17 protein-coding genes are annotated in these 22,432 nt (G+C 62.9%); 2 read left to right on the forward strand and 15 right to left on the reverse strand.

Annotation, left to right across the window (positions count from 1 at the left end; all coding sequences use genetic code 11):
- Nucleotides 1-36: 36 nt before the first annotated feature.
- The 7 genes from V3C85_RS11010 to recA form a co-directional block, all read right to left on the reverse strand.
- Complete coding sequence (locus V3C85_RS11010) at nt 37-1,005, reverse strand: TAXI family TRAP transporter solute-binding subunit (RefSeq protein WP_331795122.1); 969 nt, start codon at nt 1,003-1,005, stop codon at nt 37-39.
- Nucleotides 1,006-1,187: 182 nt separating this feature from the next.
- Nucleotides 1,188-2,537, reverse strand: coding sequence for a sigma-54-dependent transcriptional regulator (locus V3C85_RS11015; protein WP_331795123.1), 1,350 nt, complete (start codon nt 2,535-2,537; stop codon nt 1,188-1,190).
- Entirely contained in the window at nt 2,534-4,330 is a 1,797-nt protein-coding gene (locus V3C85_RS11020; RefSeq protein ID WP_331795124.1) for a sensor histidine kinase, read from the reverse strand. Before V3C85_RS11020 ends, V3C85_RS11015 begins: the two co-directional genes overlap by 4 nt.
- A 53-nt stretch (nt 4,331-4,383) precedes the next feature.
- Nucleotides 4,384-5,178, reverse strand: a complete 795-nt coding sequence (locus tag V3C85_RS11025) for a class II glutamine amidotransferase (RefSeq protein WP_331795125.1) — start codon at nt 5,176-5,178, stop codon at nt 4,384-4,386.
- Nucleotides 5,179-5,298: 120 nt separating this feature from the next.
- A complete protein-coding gene (locus V3C85_RS11030) occupies nt 5,299-5,589 on the reverse strand; it encodes a DUF1330 domain-containing protein (protein ID WP_331795126.1) in 291 nt (96 codons plus the stop codon).
- Nucleotides 5,590-5,592: 3 nt separating this feature from the next.
- Nucleotides 5,593-8,247 (reverse strand): alanine--tRNA ligase, encoded by a 2,655-nt coding sequence (alaS, locus tag V3C85_RS11035; protein WP_331795290.1) that lies wholly within the window; start codon nt 8,245-8,247, stop codon nt 5,593-5,595.
- Between the two features lie 152 nt (nt 8,248-8,399).
- On the reverse strand, nt 8,400-9,473 hold the full coding sequence (gene recA, locus V3C85_RS11040) for a recombinase RecA (RefSeq protein ID WP_331795127.1): 1,074 nt from the start codon (nt 9,471-9,473) through the stop codon (nt 8,400-8,402).
- Between the two features lie 234 nt (nt 9,474-9,707).
- Here recA and V3C85_RS11045 point away from each other — a divergent pair, with 234 nt between their 5' ends.
- Nucleotides 9,708-10,298, forward strand: a complete 591-nt coding sequence (locus tag V3C85_RS11045) for a hypothetical protein (protein WP_331795128.1) — start codon at nt 9,708-9,710, stop codon at nt 10,296-10,298.
- Nucleotides 10,299-10,339: 41 nt separating this feature from the next.
- Here the strand turns inward: V3C85_RS11045 and V3C85_RS11050 are convergent, their stop codons facing one another.
- The 3 genes from V3C85_RS11050 to guaB all read right to left on the reverse strand — a co-directional run bounded on the left by V3C85_RS11050 (nt 10,340) and on the right by guaB (nt 15,378).
- Entirely contained in the window at nt 10,340-12,523 is a 2,184-nt protein-coding gene (locus V3C85_RS11050) for a hybrid sensor histidine kinase/response regulator (RefSeq protein ID WP_331795291.1), read from the reverse strand.
- Between the two features lie 227 nt (nt 12,524-12,750).
- A complete protein-coding gene (locus tag V3C85_RS11055) occupies nt 12,751-13,902 on the reverse strand; it encodes an RsmB/NOP family class I SAM-dependent RNA methyltransferase (RefSeq protein WP_331795129.1) in 1,152 nt (383 codons plus the stop codon).
- A 27-nt stretch (nt 13,903-13,929) separates the two neighbouring features.
- A complete protein-coding gene (gene guaB, locus V3C85_RS11060) occupies nt 13,930-15,378 on the reverse strand; it encodes an IMP dehydrogenase (protein WP_331795130.1) in 1,449 nt (482 codons plus the stop codon).
- A gap of 141 nt (nt 15,379-15,519) precedes the next feature.
- Between guaB and V3C85_RS11065 the strand changes: the two genes are divergently transcribed.
- Nucleotides 15,520-16,215 carry a type 1 glutamine amidotransferase gene (locus V3C85_RS11065; protein ID WP_331795131.1) on the forward strand — a complete coding sequence of 232 codons (696 nt, stop codon included), beginning with the start codon at nt 15,520-15,522 and terminating at the stop codon, nt 16,213-16,215.
- Between the two features lie 71 nt (nt 16,216-16,286).
- Here V3C85_RS11065 and hflX read toward each other — a convergent pair whose 3' ends face one another.
- The 5 genes from hflX to ntrX form a co-directional block, all read right to left on the reverse strand.
- Nucleotides 16,287-17,537 (reverse strand): GTPase HflX, encoded by a 1,251-nt coding sequence (gene hflX / locus V3C85_RS11070; protein ID WP_331795132.1) that lies wholly within the window; start codon nt 17,535-17,537, stop codon nt 16,287-16,289.
- Nucleotides 17,538-17,626: 89 nt separating this feature from the next.
- A complete protein-coding gene (hfq, locus tag V3C85_RS11075; protein ID WP_023664101.1) occupies nt 17,627-17,860 on the reverse strand; it encodes an RNA chaperone Hfq in 234 nt (77 codons plus the stop codon).
- Between the two features lie 145 nt (nt 17,861-18,005).
- Nucleotides 18,006-19,529: a TrkH family potassium uptake protein gene (locus tag V3C85_RS11080; protein ID WP_331795133.1), complete on the reverse strand. Its 1,524-nt coding sequence runs from the start codon at nt 19,527-19,529 to the stop codon at nt 18,006-18,008.
- A complete protein-coding gene (gene trkA / locus V3C85_RS11085) occupies nt 19,529-20,905 on the reverse strand; it encodes a Trk system potassium transporter TrkA (protein WP_331795134.1) in 1,377 nt (458 codons plus the stop codon). The genes V3C85_RS11080 and trkA overlap by 1 nt, the downstream gene beginning before the upstream one ends.
- 120 nt (nt 20,906-21,025) lie before the next feature.
- Nucleotides 21,026-22,432: a nitrogen assimilation response regulator NtrX gene (gene ntrX, locus V3C85_RS11090; RefSeq protein ID WP_331795135.1), complete on the reverse strand. Its 1,407-nt coding sequence runs from the start codon at nt 22,430-22,432 to the stop codon at nt 21,026-21,028.

The following is a 22,432-nucleotide window of genomic DNA, read 5'->3' on the forward strand; positions in this document are numbered from 1 at the left end:
GTGATCAGGGCGCCCAAGAAACGGCGGTGCCGCCGATTACTTCAGGTTGTCGGGCACGGTGATGCCCTTTTCCTCAAGGTATTTGACGGTGCCGGGATGGAACGGCATGAAGGTGTTCTTGTCCCAGTTTTCCAGCAGGGTTTCGGCGGCGGCGGCGTGGATCTGCACCATGCGCTCGGGGTTATCCAGCGCCAGCTTGGTGATTTCATAGGCCAGGCTTTCGGGCATGTCCTTGTGCGCCACGGCAAAGTTCCACAGGGCAACCGTGGGCTGGTCATAGTCATGGCCCGCATAGGTGCCTGCGCCGATGGTCAGCGGGGCCATGGCCGGGAAGGCCTCGAGCACTTTGGCCTGCTCTTCGGGGGTGAAGCCGAACATCACCACGTCTTGCTGGGCGGCCAGTTCGGCAAAGGCCGAGATCGGCACGCCCGCGGCAAAGGCGAAGGCGTCGATCAGGCCATCGGTCAACTGACCTGCGGCATCGGCGGCACCGGCGTTCGAGACATTCGCCTCGACCCCCAGAGCGGCCATGAACTGCGGCCAGTAGGTGCCGGGCGTGCCGCCTGCGGGGCCGACAGACACGCGCTTGCCTGCCAGATCAGACACGCTGGTGATGCCGCTGGATTTCAGCGCGATCACCTGAAACGGGGTCTGATACATCGGGAACAGGGCGCGGATGTCCTTGTGCTCCAGCCCCGGGGCCAGTTCGGATTTGCCGTTCCAGGCATCAAAGGCCGGGCCCATGGTGACAAGGCCCATCAGGTGATCGCCGGTCTGCACCAGTGTCACGTTCTGGACCGGGCCGCCGGTCACTTCGCCGGTGGCGTTCAGGCCAAGGGCTTCGGAGATATAGCCGGCAAAGCCGTTGCCATAGACAAAATAGGTGCCGCCCTGCGAGGCGGTGCCGATGGTCATTTCCTGCGGCCAACCCGTCTTGTCCTGTGCGACAGCAGCGGTTGCCATGACGCCTGCCACAACGGCGGCGGTAAAGGTTTTGATGAACATGTGTCCTCCCGGTTATGCGTGACTCGGGGGCGCCTCCCGCCCCCGCGCTGGGGTTTAGAGACAGGCTTGGGGGCGATTGCTCAATCACTTCGGCGACCGTTAGCGCAACCAAATGCAGCGCAATGGGGGGGGATGGGTGGATTTGGTAACATCGGCCCGCAAAGCATGGGGGGAAATGTTCCCTAATCCCCCTCTGGCTCGGCCCCGGCGCCGAACTGGGTCTTGTCCAAACCGTGCTTTTGCATCTTTTCCCACAGCGTCTTGCGCGACAGGCCCAAGGATTCGTAAACCGGTTTCAGGTTGCCGCGATGCGCGGCCAGGGCGGCCTCGATCTCGCGCCGCTCAAAATCGGCCATACGTTCGGCCAGACGGCTGGGCGGATCATCCGGCGTTAGCGCCTCGCCCAGACCAAGGGCATAGCGGTCGGCGGCATTGCGCAATTCGCGCACATTGCCGGGCCAGTCGCGGCTGGCCAGCCCGGCCACGGTGGCGGGCGAGATTTCGGGCGGATCGGTGCGGTGGCGGCTGGCGGCCTCGGCCAGCAGGCGCAGGAACAACAGCGCAATATCTTCGCGCCGGGCCGACAGCGGGGGCACCTGAAGGGTGACGACATTCAGCCGATACAGCAGATCGGCCCGGAACCGGCCTGCCTCGACCTCGGCTTCCAGCGGGACGCGGGCGGTGGCCATGAAGCGCACATCCAGCGCCACGGATTCATTCGAACCCAATCGGGTGACGGTGCGATCTTCGATCACGCGCACCAGTTTTCCTTGCAGATCCAGCGGCATAGAGGCGATGTCATCCAGCAGGACAGTGCCGCCGCGGGCATGTTCAAACTTGCCAAACCGCGCCCGCAAGGCACCGGGAAAGGCCCCGGCCTCATGCCCGAAAAGCTCGGATTCGATCAGCGCGGCGGGAATGGCGGCGCAATCGATGGTGACAAAAGGTTTGCGCGCCCGGCCCGACAGATCGTGCAGCGCGCGGGCCACCACCTCTTTGCCCGCGCCGGTTTCGCCCACGATCAACACATCGGCTTCGGATGGGCCAATGGTGCGGATGCGGCGGCGCAGGTCGATCATCGCGTTTGACCGGCCGATCAGACGTTGTTCCAGATCATCCGATTGCCCGGCCGCAGCCTTGAGCACCCGGTTTTCCAGGACCAGCCGCCGATAATCGGCCGCGCGCGCGACGATTTCGGCCAATTGCCCGGCGGCAAAGGGCTTTTCAACGAAATCATAGGCGCCCTCGCGCATCGCGCGCACCGCCAGTTGCACATCGCCATGCCCGGTGATCAGGATCACGGGAATGTCGCGGTCAATGTCATGGATGCGGTTCATCAGGGTCAGGCCATCCATGCCCGGCATGCGGATATCGGTCAGCACCACGCCGGGAAAGCCGAACGACACCAGATCCATCACCCGTTCGGCGGCCGGAAAATCCTGCACGGGCCAACCGGCCAGATCAAGCGCCTGCGCCGTCGAGGCCCGCAGATCAGGTTCATCATCAACCAGCAAGATACGCATGGGTGTCATTCGGCGGCCTGTCTTGTGTCAGTGGGGGCGGCAGAGAGGCGGATGGTGAACACCGCCCCGCCCAAAGGGGCGTTAGATACTGAAAGATCGCCCCCGAAGTCTTTGATGATATTGTAGGAAATCGAAAGGCCAAGGCCCAGCCCCTTGCCCACGCCCTTGGTCGAAAAGAACGGATCGAAGATGCGATCCACCAGCCCGTCGGGCACGCCGGGGCCGCTGTCGGTGATCTGGATGACCGGACGGTTGCCTTGGGTCTGGGCGGCCAGCGTGATCTGGCGGCGGGTCTGGCCTTCGACGGCATCGGCGGCATTGGTCAGGATATTGACCAACACCTGTTGCAACCGCACCGGCCCTGCGACGGCCAAGGGCAGATCGGGGTCAAGGTCGATGGTCAGCGTGGCCCCGGCGGCATTCAGCCGCAAAGAGGCGATTTCGACCGCGGCCTCTATCACCTCGGGCAGCGACACGGCCGAGAGTTTCTGGCCAGGCTTGCGGGCAAAGCTGCGCAGGTGGCGGCTGATGCTGGTCATGCGGTCGATCAGCGACAGGATGCGATCAAGGTTCTGACGCGCCTCGGGCCAGCGTCCCCTGTCCATCAACACCGTGGCATTGTCGGCATAGGTGCGGGCGGCGGCAAGGGGTTGGTTGAATTCATGGCTGAGCGCCGCCGACATCTGCCCAAGGGCGGCCAGTTTGCCCGCCTGCACCAGATCGGCCTGCGCCTGCCGCAGTTCTTCGGTGCGCTCGGCCACGCGGCGTTCCAGATCGGCGCGGGCCTGCGCTTGCAGGATCAGGCGTTCGGCCAGCCGTTGCCGGTGCTGGGCCAAAAGCAGCCCGATCAGCGCCAGAACGCCCACGGCCAGCACGGCGCTGATCGCGGCGGTCGCGGCCTCGCGCCGGGCGGGGGCGGTGTCGATCAGCACATGCACCTGCCAACTGGCCGATAGCATCGGCAGATCGCGTTGCAGATAGCTGCGGGTCTGTCCGTCCTCGGCGATGGTCAGCAGGTGGTGGCCGTCGGTCATCACGTCCTGGCGGATGTTCAACAGCCCGACCGTGGCCCCGGCATAGCGGCGGGTGGCGGCAATGCGGGCGCGCGCGCCATCGTTCAGCGGGCGCAGCGCCGAAAACAGCCAATCGCTGCGGCTGGAGAGGAACACAACGCCGTCCGGATCGGTGACCAGAACCGCATAATCCCCGCCGCGCCAGGTTTCTTCGATGGCATCAAGGTCGATCTTGAAGACCAGCACCCCGGCGATGTCATCCCCCAGCCGCACCGGCGCGCCAAAGTAATAGCCACGTTTGCGGCTGGTGGTGCCAAGGGCATAAAACCGCCCCGTGCCGCCCCGCATGGCATCGTAAAAATAAGGGCGAAAGGCGAAATTGCCGCCAACGAAAGAGGTTTCGCTGGCATGGTTCGATGCGGCAAGCGTGACGCCGGTGCGGCCCATCAGATAGATGTCAGAGGCGTCGAGTTGCTGTTGCAGGCGTTCAAGATAGGCATTGGCATCCTGCACCAGCCCCGGATCAGCGGGGTTGGCCGCCAGTCGCTGCACCACGGGCTGTTCGGCGACAAGGGCGGGCAGACGCTCAAACCGCTCCAGCTGGCCCGACAGGGTAGAGGCGGCCAGTTGCAGCACGTTGTCGCCCCGGCGGGCGGTGTCATCCATCGTCTGCGCAAGGCTGCGTTGAAAGCTGACCCAGCCCGCCAGCACAGACAGCAGCGCGGCGCAGGCCGCAGCCGCCCAAAGCCCATAGCGGGCCTGTCTGGGTCGCGCTGGTTCGGGGTGCATCCGGGTCTCCTCTCCCGTGGCAAGAGTAGCCTTGGGAGGGGGGCGCGGCAAGGTCAGGCGGCTGCGGCAAGGCGGCAGGGGTGGAAATCGCGGCGCAGAACGCCCTCGGGCCCAAAGCTGCAAAAGCTGTAGGGCGGAACCTCGATCCAACCGCCCTCGCCGCTTTCCAGCGGTTCCGACACCACAGCCCAGCCGTTGCGGGTGTCAGACCAGCGGTAAAACAGCGTTGGGGCCGCATCATCGGTGGCATAGCGCATGGCGTAAAGGCGCTGGCCATCAGACAAGGCGGCGGTCAGGCGCAGATGCGGGGCGGCCCCCTTGGCGCGGGCCAGGCCGATCATGCGGGCGGCGGCGCGTTCAAAGGCGGGCAGCGGATCATCCTCCAGCCCCTCGGCCACGGCGATCAGAAACAGGGCCTCGCTGTCGGTGGCGCCTTTGCGGTGCGGGTAAAGGTGATCGGGGATCATCATGTCGGCGGCGCGGCGAAAGGCATCATAGCCCCCGATCTGGCCGTTGTGCATGAACGACCACTTGCCCCAGGTAAAGGGGTGGCAGTTGTTGCGGCTGGTGGCGGTGCCGGTGCTGGCGCGCACATGGGCCAGAAACAACGGCGATTTCACCTGCGCGGTCAGGCTGCGCAGATTGGGGTCAGACCAGGCGGGCATCACATCGCGGTAAAGCCCCGGTTCTGCCCGGTCGCCATACCAAGCCACCCCAAAGCCATCAGCATTGATGGCGGTGTGGCATTTGGTGGCGCAATGGGATTGGTGGATCAGCGAATGGCCAGGCCGGCTGATGATGTCTTCCAGAAAGATAGCCTCGCCCCAATAGGCGGCCCAACGGCACATGGCCTTGCCTCATGCTTGACAGAAACTCTGATGGTTTCCCGTGACAGATTTGTATCAAAAAGGGAAAGGCTTGTCAGCGAAGATCGGCGGAAATTCGCGTTTCCGCCGATCTTAACGGCATTATTCGATCTCTTCGACCACAACCAGATCACGAATGCTGGCGCCTTTGGCATGGGCCAGCGCGGCCTGATAGGCCGGGCTGTTGTAGCAAGCCACCGCCGCCTCGACCGAAGGAAAGCGCGCAACGACATTGCGGGCGCGGTCATTGCCTTCCAGCTGCACATAGCGGCCGCCACGGGCCAGAAACACACCGCCATGGTCGGCAATCGCCGGACCTGCGGCCTTGGCATAGGCGCCGTAGGCTTCGGCATCGGTGACGGTGACATGGGCGATCCAAAGAGCGGTCGGCATGGGTTATCCTTTCAGAACAGCGGTTGCAGCGGCAATGGCCGCCTCGGCCCCGGCGATATCGGCGCCCCCGGCCTGGGCCATGTCAGGACGGCCCCCGCCCCCCTTGCCCCCCAAAGCCTCGGCCGCGGCCTTGACAAGGGTCACCGCAGACAGGCGGCTGGTCAGATCGGCGGTGACCCCGGCGGCAACCGCCGGTTTCGCGCCCGTATCGGCGATCAGCAGCACAGCCCCCGAGCCGATGCGGCCCTTCATCTCGTCGATCAGGGCGGGCAGATCCTTGCCCGACACGCCTTGCAGCACCTGGGCGATGAATTTCACACCGTTGATTTCGGTGATCTCGGGGCCACCGCTGCTGCCCCCCATCGCCAGTTCGCGGCGCAGTTGCGCCACTTCGTTGGCCAGCGCCTTGCGATCATCGGCCAACGCCTTGACGCGGTCCAGCACATCGGCGGGGTGGGTTTTCAGCAAGTTTGCCACGTCGGTCAGACGCGCCTCTTGCTGGCGCAGATGGTCAAGCGCGGCCTGCCCGGTCAGACCTTCGATCCGGCGCACACCGGCTGACGATGCAGAATCGCCCAGCAGGACGAAAGCGCCGATGTCACCGGTGCGCGCGACATGGGTGCCGCCGCACAGCTCCAGGCTATAGGTGCGGCCATCGCTGCCCTTGCCCGAGCCATCCAGCCAGCCCATCGACACCACGCGCACTTCATCGCCATATTTTTCACCAAACAGCGCCTGGGCACCAAGGGCGCGGGCATCATCTGGCGTCATGATCCGGGTTTCCACCGGGGCGTTCTGACGGATGAAGGCATTGACCTCGCCCTCGACCGTGGCCAGTTCGCTGGCCGACAGACCGGCATTGTGGCTGAAGTCAAAGCGCAGACGATCATCGGCATTGAGCGAGCCCTTTTGTGCGACATGGTCGCCAAGGGCGCGGCGCAGGGCTTCGTGCAGCAGGTGGGTGGCCGAGTGATTGGCGCGAATGGCGCGGCGGCGGCTGTGCGTCACCTCCAGCTTGGCGGGCTGGCCCTTGGTCAGGCTGCCCTCGATCACGCGGGCAGAGTGAATGAACACGCCTGCCGCCTTTTTGGTATCGGTCACTTGTGCCAGACCGGTTTCGGTGCGGATCAGGCCGGTATCGCCGATCTGGCCACCGGATTCGGCGTAGAACGGCGTCTGGTTGACGACCAGCGCCAGTTCGGTGCCGGTGTCGGCACGATCAACCCCTGCCCCATCCTTGACCAGGGCCAGCAACACGCCTTCGGCGGTTTCAGTATCATAGCCCAGAAACTCGGTCGGCCCCTTGGCTTCGGCGATTTCAAACCAGATCTTGGCATCCTTGGCCTCGCCCGTCCCGGTCCAGGCGGCGCGGGCCTTGGCGCGTTGCTCGGCCATTGCGGCCTCAAACCCCGCCACATCGACGCCCCGGCCCTTTTCGCGCAAGGCATCCTGCGTCAGATCAAGCGGGAAACCATAGGTGTCATATAGCTTGAATGCTGCATCGCCGGGCAGATTGCTGCCATCGGGGATGCGGTTCAATTCGTCGTCCAAGAGCTTCAGGCCGCGATCAAGCGTCTGGCGGAACTTGGTTTCCTCCAGCTTCAGCGTTTCCTCGATCAGCGATTGGGCGCGTTGCAATTCCGGGTAAGCCGCCCCCATCTGGCGCACCAGGGCGGGCACCAGTTTGAACATCACCGGGTCTTGCGCGCCCAGCATATGGGCGTGGCGCATCGCGCGGCGCATGATGCGGCGCAGCACATAGCCGCGCCCTTCGTTCGAGGGCATGACGCCATCGGCAATCAGAAAGCTGGTCGAGCGCAGGTGGTCGGCGATCACGCGGTGATGCACCTTGCCCGGGCCATCGGGATCATTGCTGGTGGCATGGGCGCTGGCCTCGATCAGGCTGCGCATCAGGTCGGTGTCGTAATTGTCATGCTTGCCTTGCAACAGCGCACCGATCCGCTCCAGCCCCATGCCGGTGTCGATCGACTGCATGTCCAGCGGGCGCATCGTGCCATCTTCGAACTGCTCGTTCTGCATGAACACGTTGTTCCAGATCTCGATGAAGCGGTCGCCATCTTCATCGGCGCTGCCCGGGGGGCCGCCCCAGATGTGATCGCCGTGATCATAGAAAATCTCGGTGCAGGGGCCGCAGGGGCCGGTGGGGCCCATGCGCCAGAAATTGTCATCTGAAGCGATGCGGATGATCCGGCTGTCGGGCAGACCGGCCACTTTTTTCCAGATGCCCGCGGCCTCATCATCGGTGTGATAGACGGTGACCAGCAGCCGATCCTTGTTCAGACCGAAGTCCTTGGTCAGCAATTCCCAGGCAAAGGCGATGGCCTGATCCTTGAAATAGTCGCCAAAGCTGAAATTGCCCAGCATTTCAAAGAACGTGTGATGGCGTGCGGTATAGCCCACGTTATCCAGATCGTTATGCTTGCCGCCCGCGCGCACGCATTTCTGCGCCGTGGTGGCGCGGGTGTAATCGCGCGTTTCCACCCCGGTGAACAGGTTCTTGAACTGCACCATGCCCGAGTTGGCAAACATCAGCGTCGGGTCATTGCGCGGCACCAGCGGCGAGCTTTCGACAACGCGGTGGCCGTTGCGGGAAAAGAAATCAAGATAGGTCGAGCGGATATCGTTCAGCGACGCCATGTTTTGCGGGCCCTTTGTCTGGTTCATCTGGCCAATTCGGACCCCGATGTAGCCTTGCCGGGGCGACCTGTCCACAGGCCAATGGCCATGGCTGTGAAAAGGGGCCGCGGATCGCCCCGCAGCCCCCCGTTGATCTGGACCGGACAGGCAGGTCAGCCGTCCATCACATCATCGCTGGTGTCGGATTCGGACATGTGGAAATCAAGGCCGTTGGCGGCGCGGATCTTGTCCTCGATCTCCATCGCGGTAGAGGGATTTTGTTTCAGGAAAGTCTTGGCGTTCTCGCGGCCCTGGCCGATACGCTCATCCCCATAGGAATACCAACTGCCCGACTTTTCCACGACCCCGGCCTTGACGCCGATATCGATCAATTCGCCAGTCTTCGAGATGCCTTCGCCATACATGATGTCGAATTCCACCTGTTTGAACGGCGGGGCCACCTTGTTCTTGACGACCTTGACGCGGGTCGAGTTGCCAACGACCTCGTCCTTGTCCTTGATCGACCCGATGCGGCGGATATCCAGACGGACAGAGGCATAGAATTTCAGCGCATTGCCGCCGGTGGTGGTTTCGGGGCTGCCGAACATCACGCCGATCTTCATGCGGATCTGGTTGATGAAGATCACCATGCAGTTGCTGCGGCCGATGCTGGCGGTCAGTTTCCGCAAGGCCTGGCTCATCAGACGGGCCTGGCTGCCCATCTGCATATCGCCCATGTCGCCTTCCAGTTCGGATTTCGGGGTCAGCGCCGCCACCGAGTCGACCACGATCAGGCTGACCGCGCCGCTGCGCACCAGCGTATCGACGATTTCCAGCGCCTGCTCTCCGGTATCGGGCTGGCTGATCAACAGCTCATCCAGATTGACGCCCAGTTTCTTGGCATATTGCGGATCCAGCGCGTGTTCGGCATCGACAAAGGCGCAAACGCCGCCTTTTTTCTGTTCTTCGGCCACCACATGCAGCGTCAGCGTCGTTTTGCCGCTGCTTTCGGGGCCATAGATTTCAACGATCCGGCCCTTGGGCAGACCACCGATCCCCAAGGCGATGTCAAGGCCCAAAGAACCGGTTGACGTGGCCTCTATGTCCATGGCCGGGCTGTCTGCCCCCAGCCGCATGATAGAGCCCTTGCCGAACTGACGTTCGATCTGCGCCAATGCGCTTTCCAGCGCCTTCTGCTTGTCCATTTCGCGCTTCCCGTTCAAATCGAGGAGGTTCGCCACCGCCATGTCCGTCTCCTTATTTCATAGCCGCCGCGGGGCAGCAATCAGTTGTGACCGGGTTTCAGAAACCAGCTTATCCGCCTGTGTTCCCGAAGTGTTCTTATCGGTATCGGGGTAAAACAAGAACATTTCAATAGAAATCTTCCAGAAACAGCTTTTTCACGGCTTGGTTAAAAGATAGTTTACAGCCAAAGGCGACAGCGCCCGGCAAACGGGTGCAGGCTTGGGGGAAAAGCAGAGATGTTGGTATTTTGGGAGCAGCGGTTGGCCGTTCTGGCCACGCCGAAAACCGGATCAACCGCTATTGAGACCGCTCTCGAATCGCTGGCCGCGGTGGCGATGCAGCGCCCTCCGGCCCTGAAGCATACCAATGTGGCGCGGTATCACCGTTTTATCGGCCCTTACCTTGAGGCTACGGCCGGCGCCCCGTTCACGGTTGTTGCCCTGATGCGCGAGCCGCGTGACTGGCTGGGCAGCTGGTATCGCTATCGCCAGCGTGAGGATATTCCCGATCAGGCGAAAAGCACGGCCGGTCTGGATTTCGACCAGTTCGTGACCGCGTGGTGCCAATCGCCGCGCCCGGCCTTTGCCGATGTCGGATCACAGGCCCGGTTTCTGGCCCCATCGCCCGACCGCAAGGCGGACCGCATCTTTCGCTATGAAAACATCGAAACCTTTGTGGCCTTTCTGGAAGACCGGCTAGATTTTCAGGTGCATCTGCCCCGGCTGAACGTCTCGCCCGCCGCCCCGATGGAGCTTTCGCCCGCCACCGAAGCGCGGCTGAAGACCGTGGCCGCCGAGGATTTCGCCCTGTATGACAGCCTTGCATAGCGGGGTGCGGGCTTTTTAGGCCCCCGTCAACCAGGGCCCCGTCAACCAGCCCCCGTCAACTGGCTTTGCACTGTGGCTGCCAGTTCATTGAGGGAAAAGGGTTTGGGCAGGAAGACCGAATTTGGCATCCGGGCCTGTTCTTCCGACAGGCAATCTTCGGCATAGCCCGACATGAACACCACTTTCGCATCGGGCCGTTTCTTCAACGCCTCTTTCACCCAGCTTGGCCCATCCAGCCCCGGCATGACCACATCGGTGACGAAAATATCCACCTCCAGCGCCGGGTCTTCCAGTGTGACCAAGGCCTCTTCGGCGTCTTTCGCCTCAAGCACCGTATAGCCGCGCAGGCGCAGGGCGCGGCTGGCAAAGGCGCGCACCGGGGCTTCATCCTCAACCAGCAGCACCACACCCTCGCCGGGGCGCAACACCACATTGCGGCCAGAGGTCTTTGGTTTGACGGCTTCGGTTTCCGGGAAATCGTGAATGGGGAAATACAGATGAAACACAGACCCGACATCGGGGGTCGAATCCACAAAGACAAAGCCGCCTGATTGTTTGACGATTCCGTAAACGGTTGAAAGGCCAAGGCCCGTGCCCTCTCCGGGGCGTTTGGTTGTGAAAAACGGCTCAAAAATCTTGTCGATCTGATCGGGCGGGATGCCCTTGCCGGTATCACTGACCCGGATCAGCGCATAGCGCCCCGGCGGCACAACGGCCCGGTCGCGGCGCAGCTCTTGCCCCAAGGTCAGGGCCTCGGTCTCGACACGGATTCTGCCGCCCGCGGCCATGGCGTCACGGGCATTGACGACAAGGTTCAGGATGACCTGTTCCAATTGCCGCTTATCTGCCCGGATCGCCCCCAGATCCGGCGCATGGATCAACTGCAATTCAACCTTTTCCCCCACCAGACGGTTCAACAGATGGGCCAGATCGGACAAGACGGCCTGAAGGTCAATTCTCTCCGGCTTTAGCGTTTGCTTGCGCGAAAAGGCCAGCAATTGGCTGACAAGCGCCGCCGCGCGGTTGGAGTTCTGCTGGATCTGGACCAGATCGGCATAATTCTTGTCGTCCATGGTGTGGCGCATCAGCAGCAGATCGCAATGGCCGGAAATCGCTGTCAGCAGGTTGTTGAAATCATGCGCGATGCCCGCAGCCAACTGGCCAATGGCCTGCATTTTCTGGCTTTGGGCAAATTGCAACTCCATCCGCTTGAGGTCACTGGCATCTTGCAGAACCGCCAGAACACTGGGGTGGCCCTGATCGACCACGCGGCGCAGAGTGACCTGATGAAAGCTGTCAGAGGGGCCAGAGCGCGGGTGCAGCACCTCGGCCCCGGCCTTGACGCGTTCCGCCACGATATCCGACAGCCAATCCTGCACCGGGCGGCCCAGGCCTTCGTAAAGATCATGAAAGGCATGGGCATCGCCCTGATCAATGCCCAGCAAAACCCGAGCCGCGCGATTGGCGGCGATCAGGGCGCCGTCAGGGTGCAGGCGCAGCAATGCCACGGGCACCAGTTCAAAATCCTCTTGCAACTGGCTGGCCTCAACCATCTCGGACGAGGGGAGCAAAAAGATTTCCCGCCGCTCGCCGATGCCCTGCACTTCGGCGAACAGGGCCTTGATCGGGCCAAGCGCGCTGGGAACCTCAACCACCTCGCCGATATGGGGGTTGGGGGTCAGGAAGACCTGTTCCAGACGCTTGGGGCGACCGCCCAACAGCCGCCGCAACGCCTCGTTGCAAAAGAGGATGACGCCCGCCTTGTTGGTCACCAGCATCGGCAGGCTGATGCCATCGGCCCCGCGTGCGGCGGTGCCCCGTTCGACGAATTCTTCCAGCCGCCATAAAAACCGGCCCGGTTCGGGGCAGGTGACGGACAGGCGCGAATGGCCCGCGCGGGTGACCACATCTTCGCGCGCGGCACCCGACTGCCCGGCCCGGCTTTGCAACCGGAACAGCACCGAGGCAGGGCTGGCGAAATGATCGTTCAATGCGCTGACAAGCGTATCCCCCCCCGCGGCAAACCGCGTCTGCGCTGCGGGGTTGCGATAGAGTATTTCACCGCGCCCATCCGTGGTAAAGCAAGGGGCCGGATCAGGATCAAGAAGCTGGTGCAGCATGGCCCGCTGCTGCGCTGCGGCCCGGCTGCCGGCGTTGGAAAAGAACCGCAACAGGGCGACCATCGCCAACAGGGTCAGGCCGATCACCAAGGCCGTCAGAGACATCCGCCGATCTGGGGCAACCAGGGAAAGCGCCAAGGCCACGCAGCCCGAGGCCACCAGAAACCAGCTTTGCCGGGCAAGCCCCTGCGCGCCTGCCCTGATCTGGCTGAAATCCACCGCTGCCTTGGGCACTGTGCCACCCTTCTTGTTATCACCTGAGGAAACAAGACCCCAAAACAGATTAAGAGCGGCTTAACGCCTATACATCTATAGGTTGTTATTAATGAACATCAGTATCGCGTCAAGTGAGCAATGAAAAAGCCGTCCCCCCCCTCGAGCGGGGTAAACTGCCGCTGTTCCAACAGCTTCCAGCCGGGACTGCGCTGCAAAAACTGGTCAATTTGCGCAAAGTTTTCGTCGCGCAAGACCGAGCAAGTGGCATAGGCCAGACTGCCCCCTGGGCCAACAAGGCCGGCGATTCCGTCCAATATCTGCGCCTGTGTCTGCACCAGCGCGGCAAGGGTTTCTGGGGTCAGCGCCCATTTGCCCTGCGGATCGCGCCGCCAACTGCCCGAGCCCGAGCAAGGCACATCGGCCAGCACCAGATCATAGGGCGCGTGCGCCTGTGGCGTGTCGGTCAGGGTCACCTTGACCCCAGCCCTGCGCGCGCGATCAGGCACATCCTTCATGCGGCGAAAGGCGGCGTCATGGGCATAAAGGTTCAGCTTGGCCAGCCCGGCCATGGCCAGCGTCTTGCCGCCACCGCCTGCGCAATAATCCAGCACCTTTTGACCATCGCGCAGGGGCAGCATCTGCACCACAGCCTGCGAGGCGGCATCCTGCAATTCGACAAGCCCTGTCTGATAGGCCTGCGACGTCTGAATCCGCCGCTGGCCCCCGGTCACCTCTAGCGCGGTGCGGGCAAGGGGATGGGGCACGGCGGTGATCTGATCCTGGGCAAGGGCTGCGATGGCCGCCTGGCATGTCGTGCGCGCTAGATTGGCCCGCAAAAACACGGGCGCGCGGTGCCGCAAGGCCTGGGCCACGGCGGGCGCGTCATCGCCCAGGGCCTTGGCGAACAGGGGCAGCAACCAGTCGGGCAGATCGGCGGCCTCGGCCTCGGTTGGGGGGCGGCCGGTATCGGCATCGGTCAGGCGCGGCGGCGCATGGCCTTCGCCCGTGAACAAGGTCGCCGGGTCAAGCCCTTGGGCGCGCAGGCCCCCCAGGATCAGGCCCCGGCCCGTTTCGGCCCCACCAAGGGCGGCAAAGCTGCGCCGACAGCGCAAGGCATCATAAACCAGATCGCGCACCGCCGCCCGGTCGCCCGAGCCGGCATAGCGATTGGCCCGGCCCCAGTTGGTCAGGGTCTGCTCGACCGGTGCCCCCGACAGGATCGGGTCAAGCACAGTGATGGCGGCGGCAAGGCGGGCAGCGGGCGTCATGGCCTGCTGCGCCGCAGGGATGGCAGATCAGCCAACACGATAATTCGGGCTTTCGCGGGTGATCTGAACGTCATGGACATGGCTTTCCTTCAGCCCGGCCCCGGTGATGCGGACAAAGGCGCAGTTCTTGCGCATCTCGGCCACGGTGCGGTTGCCGGTATAGCCCATGGCCGCGCGCAGGCCGCCCACCATCTGGTGGATCACCGCATTGGCCGACCCCTTGTAGGGCACCTGCCCCTCGATGCCTTCGGGCACCAGCTTGTCACTGGCGGCATCTTTCTGAAAGTAACGGTCGGCCGACCCGCGCGCCATGGCCCCCAGGCTGCCCATGCCGCGATAGGCCTTGAAGCTGCGGCCGTTCCACAAGATCACCTCGCCGGGCGATTCATCAGTGCCGGCAATGGCGCTGCCAACCATGGCGCAAGAGGCCCCGGCAGCAATCGCCTTGGCGAAATCGCCCGAATATTTGATGCCCCCATCGGCGATCACCGGAATATCGCCCGCAGCCCCCGCCGCATCCATGATGGCCGTCAACTGCGGCACACCCACACCGGCCACGATCCGCGTGGTGCAGATCGAGCCCGGCCCGATGCCCACCTTGACCGCATCGGCCCCGGCCCCGATCAGGGCGCGCGTCGCCTCGGCGGTGGCCACATTGCCCGCCACCACCTGCACGGTGTTCGACAGCTTTTTGATCCGTTCGACGGCGATGGCCACGCCTTCGGAATGGCCATGGGCGGTGTCGATCACCACCATATCGACCCCGGCCTCGATCAGCGCCTGACTGCGTTCAAAGCCCGCATCACCAACGGTGCTGGCCGCAGCCACCCGCAAACGGCCCAAATCATCCTTGCAGGCCTGTGGGTTCAGCACGGCCTTTTCCGTGTCTTTCAGCGTCAGCAGGCCGGTCAGCACCCCGGCCCCATCCGTGACCAGCAGCTTTTCGATGCGGCGCGCCTTCATCAGGCTGATCGCCTGCTCACGGTCTACCGGTTCGCGCAGGATCGCCAGATTGTCGGCACTCATCATCACGCTGACGGGGGTGCGGTCGTCGCTGGCAAAGCGCATGTCGCGGTTGGTCACGATGCCCACCACGCGGTTGGCCGTATCGACCACCGGGAAACCGGTGATGTTATAGCGCTCCATCAGTTCCTTGGCATCGGCCAAGGTCTGGTCGGGGCGCAGGGTGATGGGGGAATAGACCACACCCGATTCAAACCGCTTGACCCGACGCACTTCGCGCGCCTGTTCTTCGGTGTTCAGATTGCGGTGGATCACCCCGATCCCGCCCGCCTGCGCCATGGCAATGGCCATCCGCGCCTCGGTGACGGTATCCATCGCACTTGACAGCAGCGGGATGTTCATGCGGATGGATTTGGTGACAAAGGTCGATGTGTCGGCATCTGACGGCAACACGCTGGATGCGGCCGGAACCAGAAGAACATCATCAAATGTGAGCGCCTCGCGAATCTCCATGGGAGCCTCCTAAGGAGTGATCGTTTGGCGGTTCCCTGTTTCACGGCACATCGGGGGATGCAAGCACAAATGCCAGCCTTGGGGCTTGCATGGGGCCGCTTGGCATGCATCTTGTGGCAGATTGGCAAAGGCGGGGCTGTGATGCGGGTTGCGATTGTCGAAAACACCGGTATCACCCACCACGGACAGGTGGGCGTCGCCCTGCATGAGGCCGGGGCGCGGATCGAGCTGTTCAAGCCCTGGCGCGACCAGACCCTTCCCAAGCCCGAGGAATGTGACGCGCTTGTGGTGTTCGGGGGCGAACAATCGGCCCGCGATGACCACACCCATCCCTATTTGCCCGCGCTGGCGGCCCTGATGCGGCAGATGGCCGAACAAGATCGGGCCGTGCTGGGCATCTGCCTTGGCAGCCAGCTTTTGGCGCGGGGATGCGGCGCGGAAAACCGATTGGGGCAGGCGACGGAATTTGGCTGGTGCCGGGTGGGGCTGACGCCGTTGGGGGCCGCCGATCCGGTGCTGGCCCCCCTGCCCGCAGAGTTCCCCATCTTTCAATGGCATTCCGACACCTTTTCCCTGCCCCCCGGCGCGCAGCATCTGGCACAGTCCGACAGGGCCGCGCATCAGGCCTTTCGCATCGGTCGCGCGGGCTATGGGATGCAGTTTCACTTTGAGGCAAGCCGGGCGGTTGTGGCGGATTGGAGTCGGGAATTCCCCGAGATCATCCAGAACCTTGATCCAGACTGGGCCGAACAGCACCCGCATCACGCCCAAACCAAAGGCCTGGCGGCGGATCAGCACGGGCTGGCCATTGCGCGCGCCTGGGTGTCGCTGATCTAGGCGCAGCAGGGGGGCGGGGCTCAAAATTCTTTGAAGAATTTTACCCGTTTCCTCCGAACGAACCGGCGCGTTTACAGATCGCGGTAGCGCTTTTCTTGCCGCGCGGTCCACAGAACGGTGACGGTCCAGCCCTCGTCGCTTTGGCGTTCCTCGGTCACCACCCCCTGACCATGCAGCCAGGCATGCCGCTTGCCCTCGGCAAAGGGCAGATGCAGGGTGCGTTCGGTCTTTTCCTCGTCAAAGGCGCCGGACACCCGATCCAGCAAAGCCTCCAGCCCCTCGCCCGTCAGGGCCGACACCGTCAGCACATCGGCGCGCTTGTCGGCATGGGCCATCAGCGCCTCGCGGGCCGACCCTTCGACCAGATCAAGCTTGTTCCAGACCTCCAGCATCGGGGTGGCCTTGTTCACCCCCAGAGAGGCCAGAATATCGGCCACATCGGCCGCCTGTTCGGCGCTTTCAGGATGGGCAATGTCACGCACATGCAAGATCAGATCCGCCGACAGCACTTCCTCTAGCGTGGCGCGGAATGCGGCAACCAGTTGGGTCGGCAGATCAGAGATGAACCCCACCGTATCGGACAAGATCACCTTGCGCCCCGAGGGCAGCACCACGCCGCGCATCGTTGGGTCCAGCGTGGCAAACAGCATGTCCTTGGCCAGCACATCGGCCCCGGTCATCCGGTTGAACAGCGTGGATTTGCCTGCGTTGGTATAGCCGACCAAGGCAACAATCGGGAACGGCACCTTTTTGCGGGCGGCGCGGTGCAATTCGCGGGTCTTGACCACCTTGGCCAGTTGCCGTTTCAGCCGCAGCACCTGATCGTCGATGGCGCGGCGGTCCGCCTCGATCTGCGTCTCGCCGGGGCCACCGACAAAGCCAAAGCCACCGCGCTGCCGTTCAAGGTGCGTCCAGGCCCGCACAAGGCGGGTGCGCTGATAGGACAGCGCGGCCATTTCCACCTGCAACACGCCTTCGCGGGTGCGGGCGCGATCCGAGAAAATCTCAAGGATCAGGCCGGTGCGATCCAAAAGCTTGACGCCCCATTCCTTTTCCAGATTCCGTTGCTGCACGGGGGACACCGGGCCATCGACCAGCACAAGGCCAATGTCCAGCGCCTTGAAGCGGGCCTTCAACTCATCAACCTTGCCCGAGCCAAACAGCATTCCGGGGTGCAGGCGCGGCAGGCGCACCACTTCGGCCCCCACCACCTGCATGGCAGGCAGGGCGGCTGCCAGACTGACGGCTTCGGCCAGACCATGTTCGGGAAGGCGGCGCCCCTGTTGCGATTTCACATCAGGGTGCAAGACAAAGGCGCGCATCGCGGCACCTTCGCTTTCATAGGCGGCGATCCCTGCCCCATCGTCTTCGGGCCAGAAATCATCGTCCTCGTCGTCAGGCAGGTCGGGTTTCAGTCTTCGCCCTCATACAGATTGATCGGTGCCCCTGGCATGATCGTGGAAATGGCATGCTTATACACCAGTTGCGACTGGCCATCGCGGCGCAGCAGCACACAAAAATTGTCAAACCAGGTGATCACACCCTGAAGTTTTACACCATTGATCAAAAAAATCGTCACCGGAACTTTTGCTTTCCGGACGTGGTTCAGAAAAGCATCTTGCAAATTCTGTTTGTCACCGGCCATTTGTCTTGCCTTTTTTTCTTGCGCGTTTCACCCCTGTCCCACGGCTTATCGCTGCCGGTGGCGCATTGCCTGCAAGTATGGTGCGGGAACCGCAGAGATTCCAGCCCAAAAAACAGTCCTTTACCATGAGATAGCCCGCAGGCCCCTATCTGCGCCAGCTGGAGGGCGCCAGCAAAGCCAGAATGGCCAGCGTTTCCAGCCGCCCCAGAACCATGACAACAGCCAGCACCGTCTTGGCCGCGCTGCCCAGTTCTACATATTGAATGGGCCGCGTGGCCGCCAGATCGGCCAATTGGCCCGTGGTGGTCAGGGCCGCCAGTGTCAGCACCAAAGCGCCTTCAAAATCCAGCCCCAGCAGGGAAAGCACCGCCATGGTGACAGCGATTGACAGGGCAAACAGCATGAAAAACAGCCATGCGAAATAGGCGCCCTGACGCCGCAATTGCCGCGCCTGCCCGCCCCCGCCCCCGACCGAGGAGGGATGGATCAGCTTTTCCAACTCACGCTCTCCATGCCGGGCCAGCACATAGACGCGCAAAAGCTTGACCCCGCCCGCCGTTGTGGCGACCCCGCCGCCAAACATCGCCAGCCCGGCCAAAATCAGGCCGGGATTCGACAAGCCCGACCAGCTGCGCGCGGCATCCCATTCGCCGGATTCGAATCCCGTTGTGGTCAGAAAACTCATGGCGGTGAACAGCCCGCCCCAAAGCGCGCGCAGCGCAGCGCCCCAATCCTGGGTGCCCGTCACATCAAAGGCCCCGATCCAGTGGCGCAGGAACAAGATCGTGGTCACGCCGATGATCAAGAACAGCGCCATGCGGATTTCGGGATCTTGCCGCAAGGGCACATTCGTCGACACCAGACTGGTTTCGGGCAAGAACCGCCGCGAAATGGCAAGGCCCAGAAACAGAAAGATCAGAAACTCGCCCCACAGTCCCGACGATAGCACCGTCAGATCGCCCGCCGTGCCAATCCCGGAGGTTGAAAGCGTGGACATGGCATGGATCAGCGCCAGGATGTTCACCTCGCCCGCGATCATCAACAACAGCCACAGCCCCAGCGTCAGCCCCAGATAGACGGGGAACAGGCTGGCGGTGTAGCGCAAAAAGCGCTGCGACGGATCGGCGATGCGGGTGATCTGGGTCAGCCCGTCATTGCCGCGCCCCGGCGTGCGGCCCGACAGAACCTCGACCCCGCCAAGGTTCATCGGTGCCAGAATGGCGGTTGCCGTGACCAGAATGAACAGCCCCCCCATCCAGCCCACAAGGCCGCGCCACAGATGCAGCGTATCGGGCAAGCGGCCCGCCAGATCGTAAACGGTGGCACCCGTGGTGGTAAAGCACGACACCATCTCGAACCAAGCGTTCACGAAACTGGTGTCAGGCAAGACCTGCATGATCGGCAGGGCAAACACGACGGGCAGCAGAACATACGCCCCAACCAGCGAGGCAAGCTGGCTGCGCGCCACATTGCGCGGCCGCCAGGTCGAGGTGGCCAGACCAACCATCGCCGTTAGGATCAGCACGATGACGCCCGAATAGAAGAACGCTTGCGCGATCTGATCTTGGTTTGTCAGCGTGGCATGAATGGCCGGAACCACCATCGACAGCCCCGCAAGGCCCGTCAGGGTGACCAGCAAGGGCGTGGTCAAAAGCCTGTCGCGCAGCATCAGAAAAAGTCGATAGAGACCTGCAGCAGGCGCTCTACCTCTCGCACATCCGACGCAAGGGTAAAGAGGCCGACGTAATCGCCCGCCTCAAGTCGCAGATCACCGGTCGGCTTGACCACCTTGTCGCCCTTCATCACCGCCCCCACCAGCACGCCTTCGGGGAATTCGATGTCCTTGATCTGGCGGCCAGCCATCGGGCTGGTGGACAGGATCTGCGCTTCGATCACCTCGGCCTCGGCATCGCCGATGGAATAGATCTGGCGCACGCGGCCATGCCGGATGTGGCGCAGGATAGAGCTGACGGTGGTGGCGCGCGGGTTGATATAGGCGTCAATATCCAGCGGCCCCATCAGGGGCGCAAGGGTTGGGTCATTGACCAGCGCGATCGACATCTGACACCCGGCCTGCTTGGCGCGGACGGCAACCAGCAGGTTGGTCTTGTCGTCATCCGTCACCGCCAGAACCGCATCAGCGCGGTCAATCGCGGCTTCCATCAGCATGTCCATATCCATGCCGTCGCCATGCAGAACGATGGTGCGCTCCAGGCTGTCGGCGGCCCGTTCCGCCACGGGGCGGGCCTTTTCGATGATCTTGGCGCGCACGCGGTCGGTTCGCGCCTCAAGCGCGCGGGCCACACCAAGGCCCACATTGCCCCCCCCGATGATGACGATGCGTTCCTGCTTTTTGGTCTTCTTGCCAAAAATCTCAAGCGCGCGGTTCACATCCTCGGAATGGGTAAAGACATAGATCTGATCGCCCGCAAACAACTGATCGCCCGGATCGGGGGCGAACAGCCGGTCTTCGCGGCGCACGGCCACGACAATGGCGCGCAGGCTGGGGAACAATTCGTTCAACTGCCGCAGGGGCGTGTTCAACACCGGGCAATCTTCGTCCAGCGCCATGCCCAGCAGTTGCGCCTGCCCCAACATGAAACTTTCGGTGTCAAAGGTTGACGGCGCAGCCAGCCGTTGCAAGGCGGCCTCGGCCACCTCACGCTCGGGCGAGATCACCACGTCGATGGGCAGATGGTCGCGGCGATACAGGTCGGAATAGATGGCATCAAGATAGCTTTGCGCCCGCAGGCGGGCAATCTTGCGCGGCACCGAGAACACCGAATGGGCCACCTGACAGGTGACCATGTTCACCTCATCGGAATGGGTGGCGGCGATGATCAGATCAGCGTCGCGCGCGCCAGCCTTGTCAAGCACATCGGGGTAAGAGGCAAAGCCGACGATGCCCTGCACATCCAGCGTATCGGTGGCACGGCGCACCAGATCGGGATTGAAATCCACCACTGTCACGTCATTGCGCTCGCTTGAAAGCTGGCGGGCGATTTGCCAGCCAACCTGGCCGGCACCGCAGATAATGACCTTCATTCATGCCCCACTGATCGCGCGGATGGGGTCGCATCCGCCGGGATGCCCCTGCATCGCAGAAGCCGCGCCCCTGGTCAATGGGCGCAACCAAAGGCCCCGGCGGGCAATTGGCCTTGGGCCCTATTCATCATCCTCGGCATCATCGAAATGCGCAGCCCTTGCCCCGCTTTTCGATGTTGTCACCACGCCCAGGGATTTGAGTTTGCGGTGCAAGGCACTGCGTTCCATCCCGACGAAATTCGCGGTGCGGCTGATGTTTCCGCCAAAACGGTTGATCTGGGTCAGCAGATATTCGCGCTCGAACACTTCGCGCGCCTCACGCAGGGGCAGCGTCGCCATCGCCCCGCCCAGGACAAGCCGCCCGCTGACATCCGACACTGCCTCTTGGCCCGGCAATTCGCTGGCCTCGATCGGACCCGATGCCTCACCCAGGATCAGCACCCGCTCGATCACATTGCGCAACTGCCGCACATTGCCCGGCCAGGGCGATGTTTGCAGCAACGCCTCGGCCTCGCTGGTCAGGCGGCGCAGGGGCAAGCCTTGGCTTTTGTTGAACATCTCGATGAAATGTTGGGTCAGTTCGGGAATATCTTCGCGCCGTTCCTCCAGGCTGGGCACCTGAATCGGCACCACGTTCAGCCGGTCATACAGTTCCTGACGAAAGCGCCCGGCCGCGATTTCGGCGCGCAGATCGCGCGTGGTTGAGGAGATCACCCGCAGATCGACGCGCACCTTGTCTGAGCCGCCAACGCGGGTGAACTGCTGCTCCACCAGAACCCGCAGGATTTTTGACTGGGTTCCCAGCGGCATATCCGCCACTTCGTCGAAATATACCACGCCGCCATGGGCCTGTTCCAGCAAGCCCTTTTCCACCCCACGCTCGGGCGTTTCGCGGCCAAACAGCACATCTTCCATCCGGTCGGGTTCCACCGTGGCCGATGAAACCGAGATGAAGGGCGCGCCGGCCCGGTTGGAATTGGCATGAATAAAGCGGGCCGCCACTTCCTTGCCGCTGCCCGAGGGGCCGGACAGCATCACCCGGCCATTGGATTTCGTCACCTTTTCCAACTGCGCCTTCAGCGCCCGGAAGGCCGGACTTTGGCCCAGCATTTCGGCGCTGGTCACATCGCGGCGACGCAATTCCTGATTTTCGCGGCGCAGGCGGCTGGTTTCCATCGCGCGGCTGACCACGACCATCAGCTGGTCGATGTTGAAGGGCTTTTCGATAAAGTCATAGGCGCCCTGCTTGATGGCCGCGACAGCGATTTCGATATTGCCATGGCCCGAGATGATCACGACCGGAATATCGGGATTGTCACGCTTGACCGTTTTCAGAATGTCGATGCCATCCATCCGGCTGTCCTTCAGCCAGATATCCAGGATCATCAGGCTGGGCGGTTCATTGTTGATCTCGGCAATCGCATCGTCGGAATTGCCGGCCAGCCGCACGGTAAAACCTTCGTCCTTCAGGATATCGCCGATCAGGTCGCGAATGTCTTTTTCGTCGTCAACAATCAGAATACTCAT

The organism is Pseudotabrizicola sp. L79, assembly GCF_036553525.1.
Lineage (GTDB): Bacteria > Pseudomonadota > Alphaproteobacteria > Rhodobacterales > Rhodobacteraceae > Pseudotabrizicola.

What these genes read in the sequence shown, in the direction of transcription:
- V3C85_RS11010 (WP_331795122.1), bottom strand. Translation starts at nt 1,005, where the DNA reads ATGTTCATCAAAACCTTTACCGCCGCCGTTGTGGCAGGCGTCATGGCA.
- V3C85_RS11015 (WP_331795123.1), bottom strand. Translation starts at nt 2,537, where the DNA reads ATGACACCCATGCGTATCTTGCTGGTTGATGATGAACCTGATCTGCGG.
- V3C85_RS11020 (WP_331795124.1), bottom strand. Translation starts at nt 4,330, where the DNA reads ATGCACCCCGAACCAGCGCGACCCAGACAGGCCCGCTATGGGCTTTGG.
- V3C85_RS11025 (WP_331795125.1), bottom strand. Translation starts at nt 5,178, where the DNA reads ATGTGCCGTTGGGCCGCCTATTGGGGCGAGGCTATCTTTCTGGAAGAC.
- V3C85_RS11030 (WP_331795126.1), bottom strand. Translation starts at nt 5,589, where the DNA reads ATGCCGACCGCTCTTTGGATCGCCCATGTCACCGTCACCGATGCCGAA.
- alaS (WP_331795290.1), bottom strand. Translation starts at nt 8,247, where the DNA reads ATGGCGTCGCTGAACGATATCCGCTCGACCTATCTTGATTTCTTTTCC.
- recA (WP_331795127.1), bottom strand. Translation starts at nt 9,473, where the DNA reads ATGGCGGTGGCGAACCTCCTCGATTTGAACGGGAAGCGCGAAATGGAC.
- V3C85_RS11045 (WP_331795128.1), top strand. Translation starts at nt 9,708, where the DNA reads ATGTTGGTATTTTGGGAGCAGCGGTTGGCCGTTCTGGCCACGCCGAAA.
- V3C85_RS11050 (WP_331795291.1), bottom strand. Translation starts at nt 12,523, where the DNA reads ATGTCTCTGACGGCCTTGGTGATCGGCCTGACCCTGTTGGCGATGGTC.
- V3C85_RS11055 (WP_331795129.1), bottom strand. Translation starts at nt 13,902, where the DNA reads ATGACGCCCGCTGCCCGCCTTGCCGCCGCCATCACTGTGCTTGACCCG.
- guaB (WP_331795130.1), bottom strand. Translation starts at nt 15,378, where the DNA reads ATGGAGATTCGCGAGGCGCTCACATTTGATGATGTTCTTCTGGTTCCG.
- V3C85_RS11065 (WP_331795131.1), top strand. Translation starts at nt 15,520, where the DNA reads ATGCGGGTTGCGATTGTCGAAAACACCGGTATCACCCACCACGGACAG.
- hflX (WP_331795132.1), bottom strand. Translation starts at nt 17,537, where the DNA reads ATGCGCGCCTTTGTCTTGCACCCTGATGTGAAATCGCAACAGGGGCGC.
- hfq (WP_023664101.1), bottom strand. Translation starts at nt 17,860, where the DNA reads ATGGCCGGTGACAAACAGAATTTGCAAGATGCTTTTCTGAACCACGTC.
- V3C85_RS11080 (WP_331795133.1), bottom strand. Translation starts at nt 19,529, where the DNA reads ATGCTGCGCGACAGGCTTTTGACCACGCCCTTGCTGGTCACCCTGACG.
- trkA (WP_331795134.1), bottom strand. Translation starts at nt 20,905, where the DNA reads ATGAAGGTCATTATCTGCGGTGCCGGCCAGGTTGGCTGGCAAATCGCC.
- ntrX (WP_331795135.1), bottom strand. Translation starts at nt 22,432, where the DNA reads ATGAGTATTCTGATTGTTGACGACGAAAAAGACATTCGCGACCTGATC.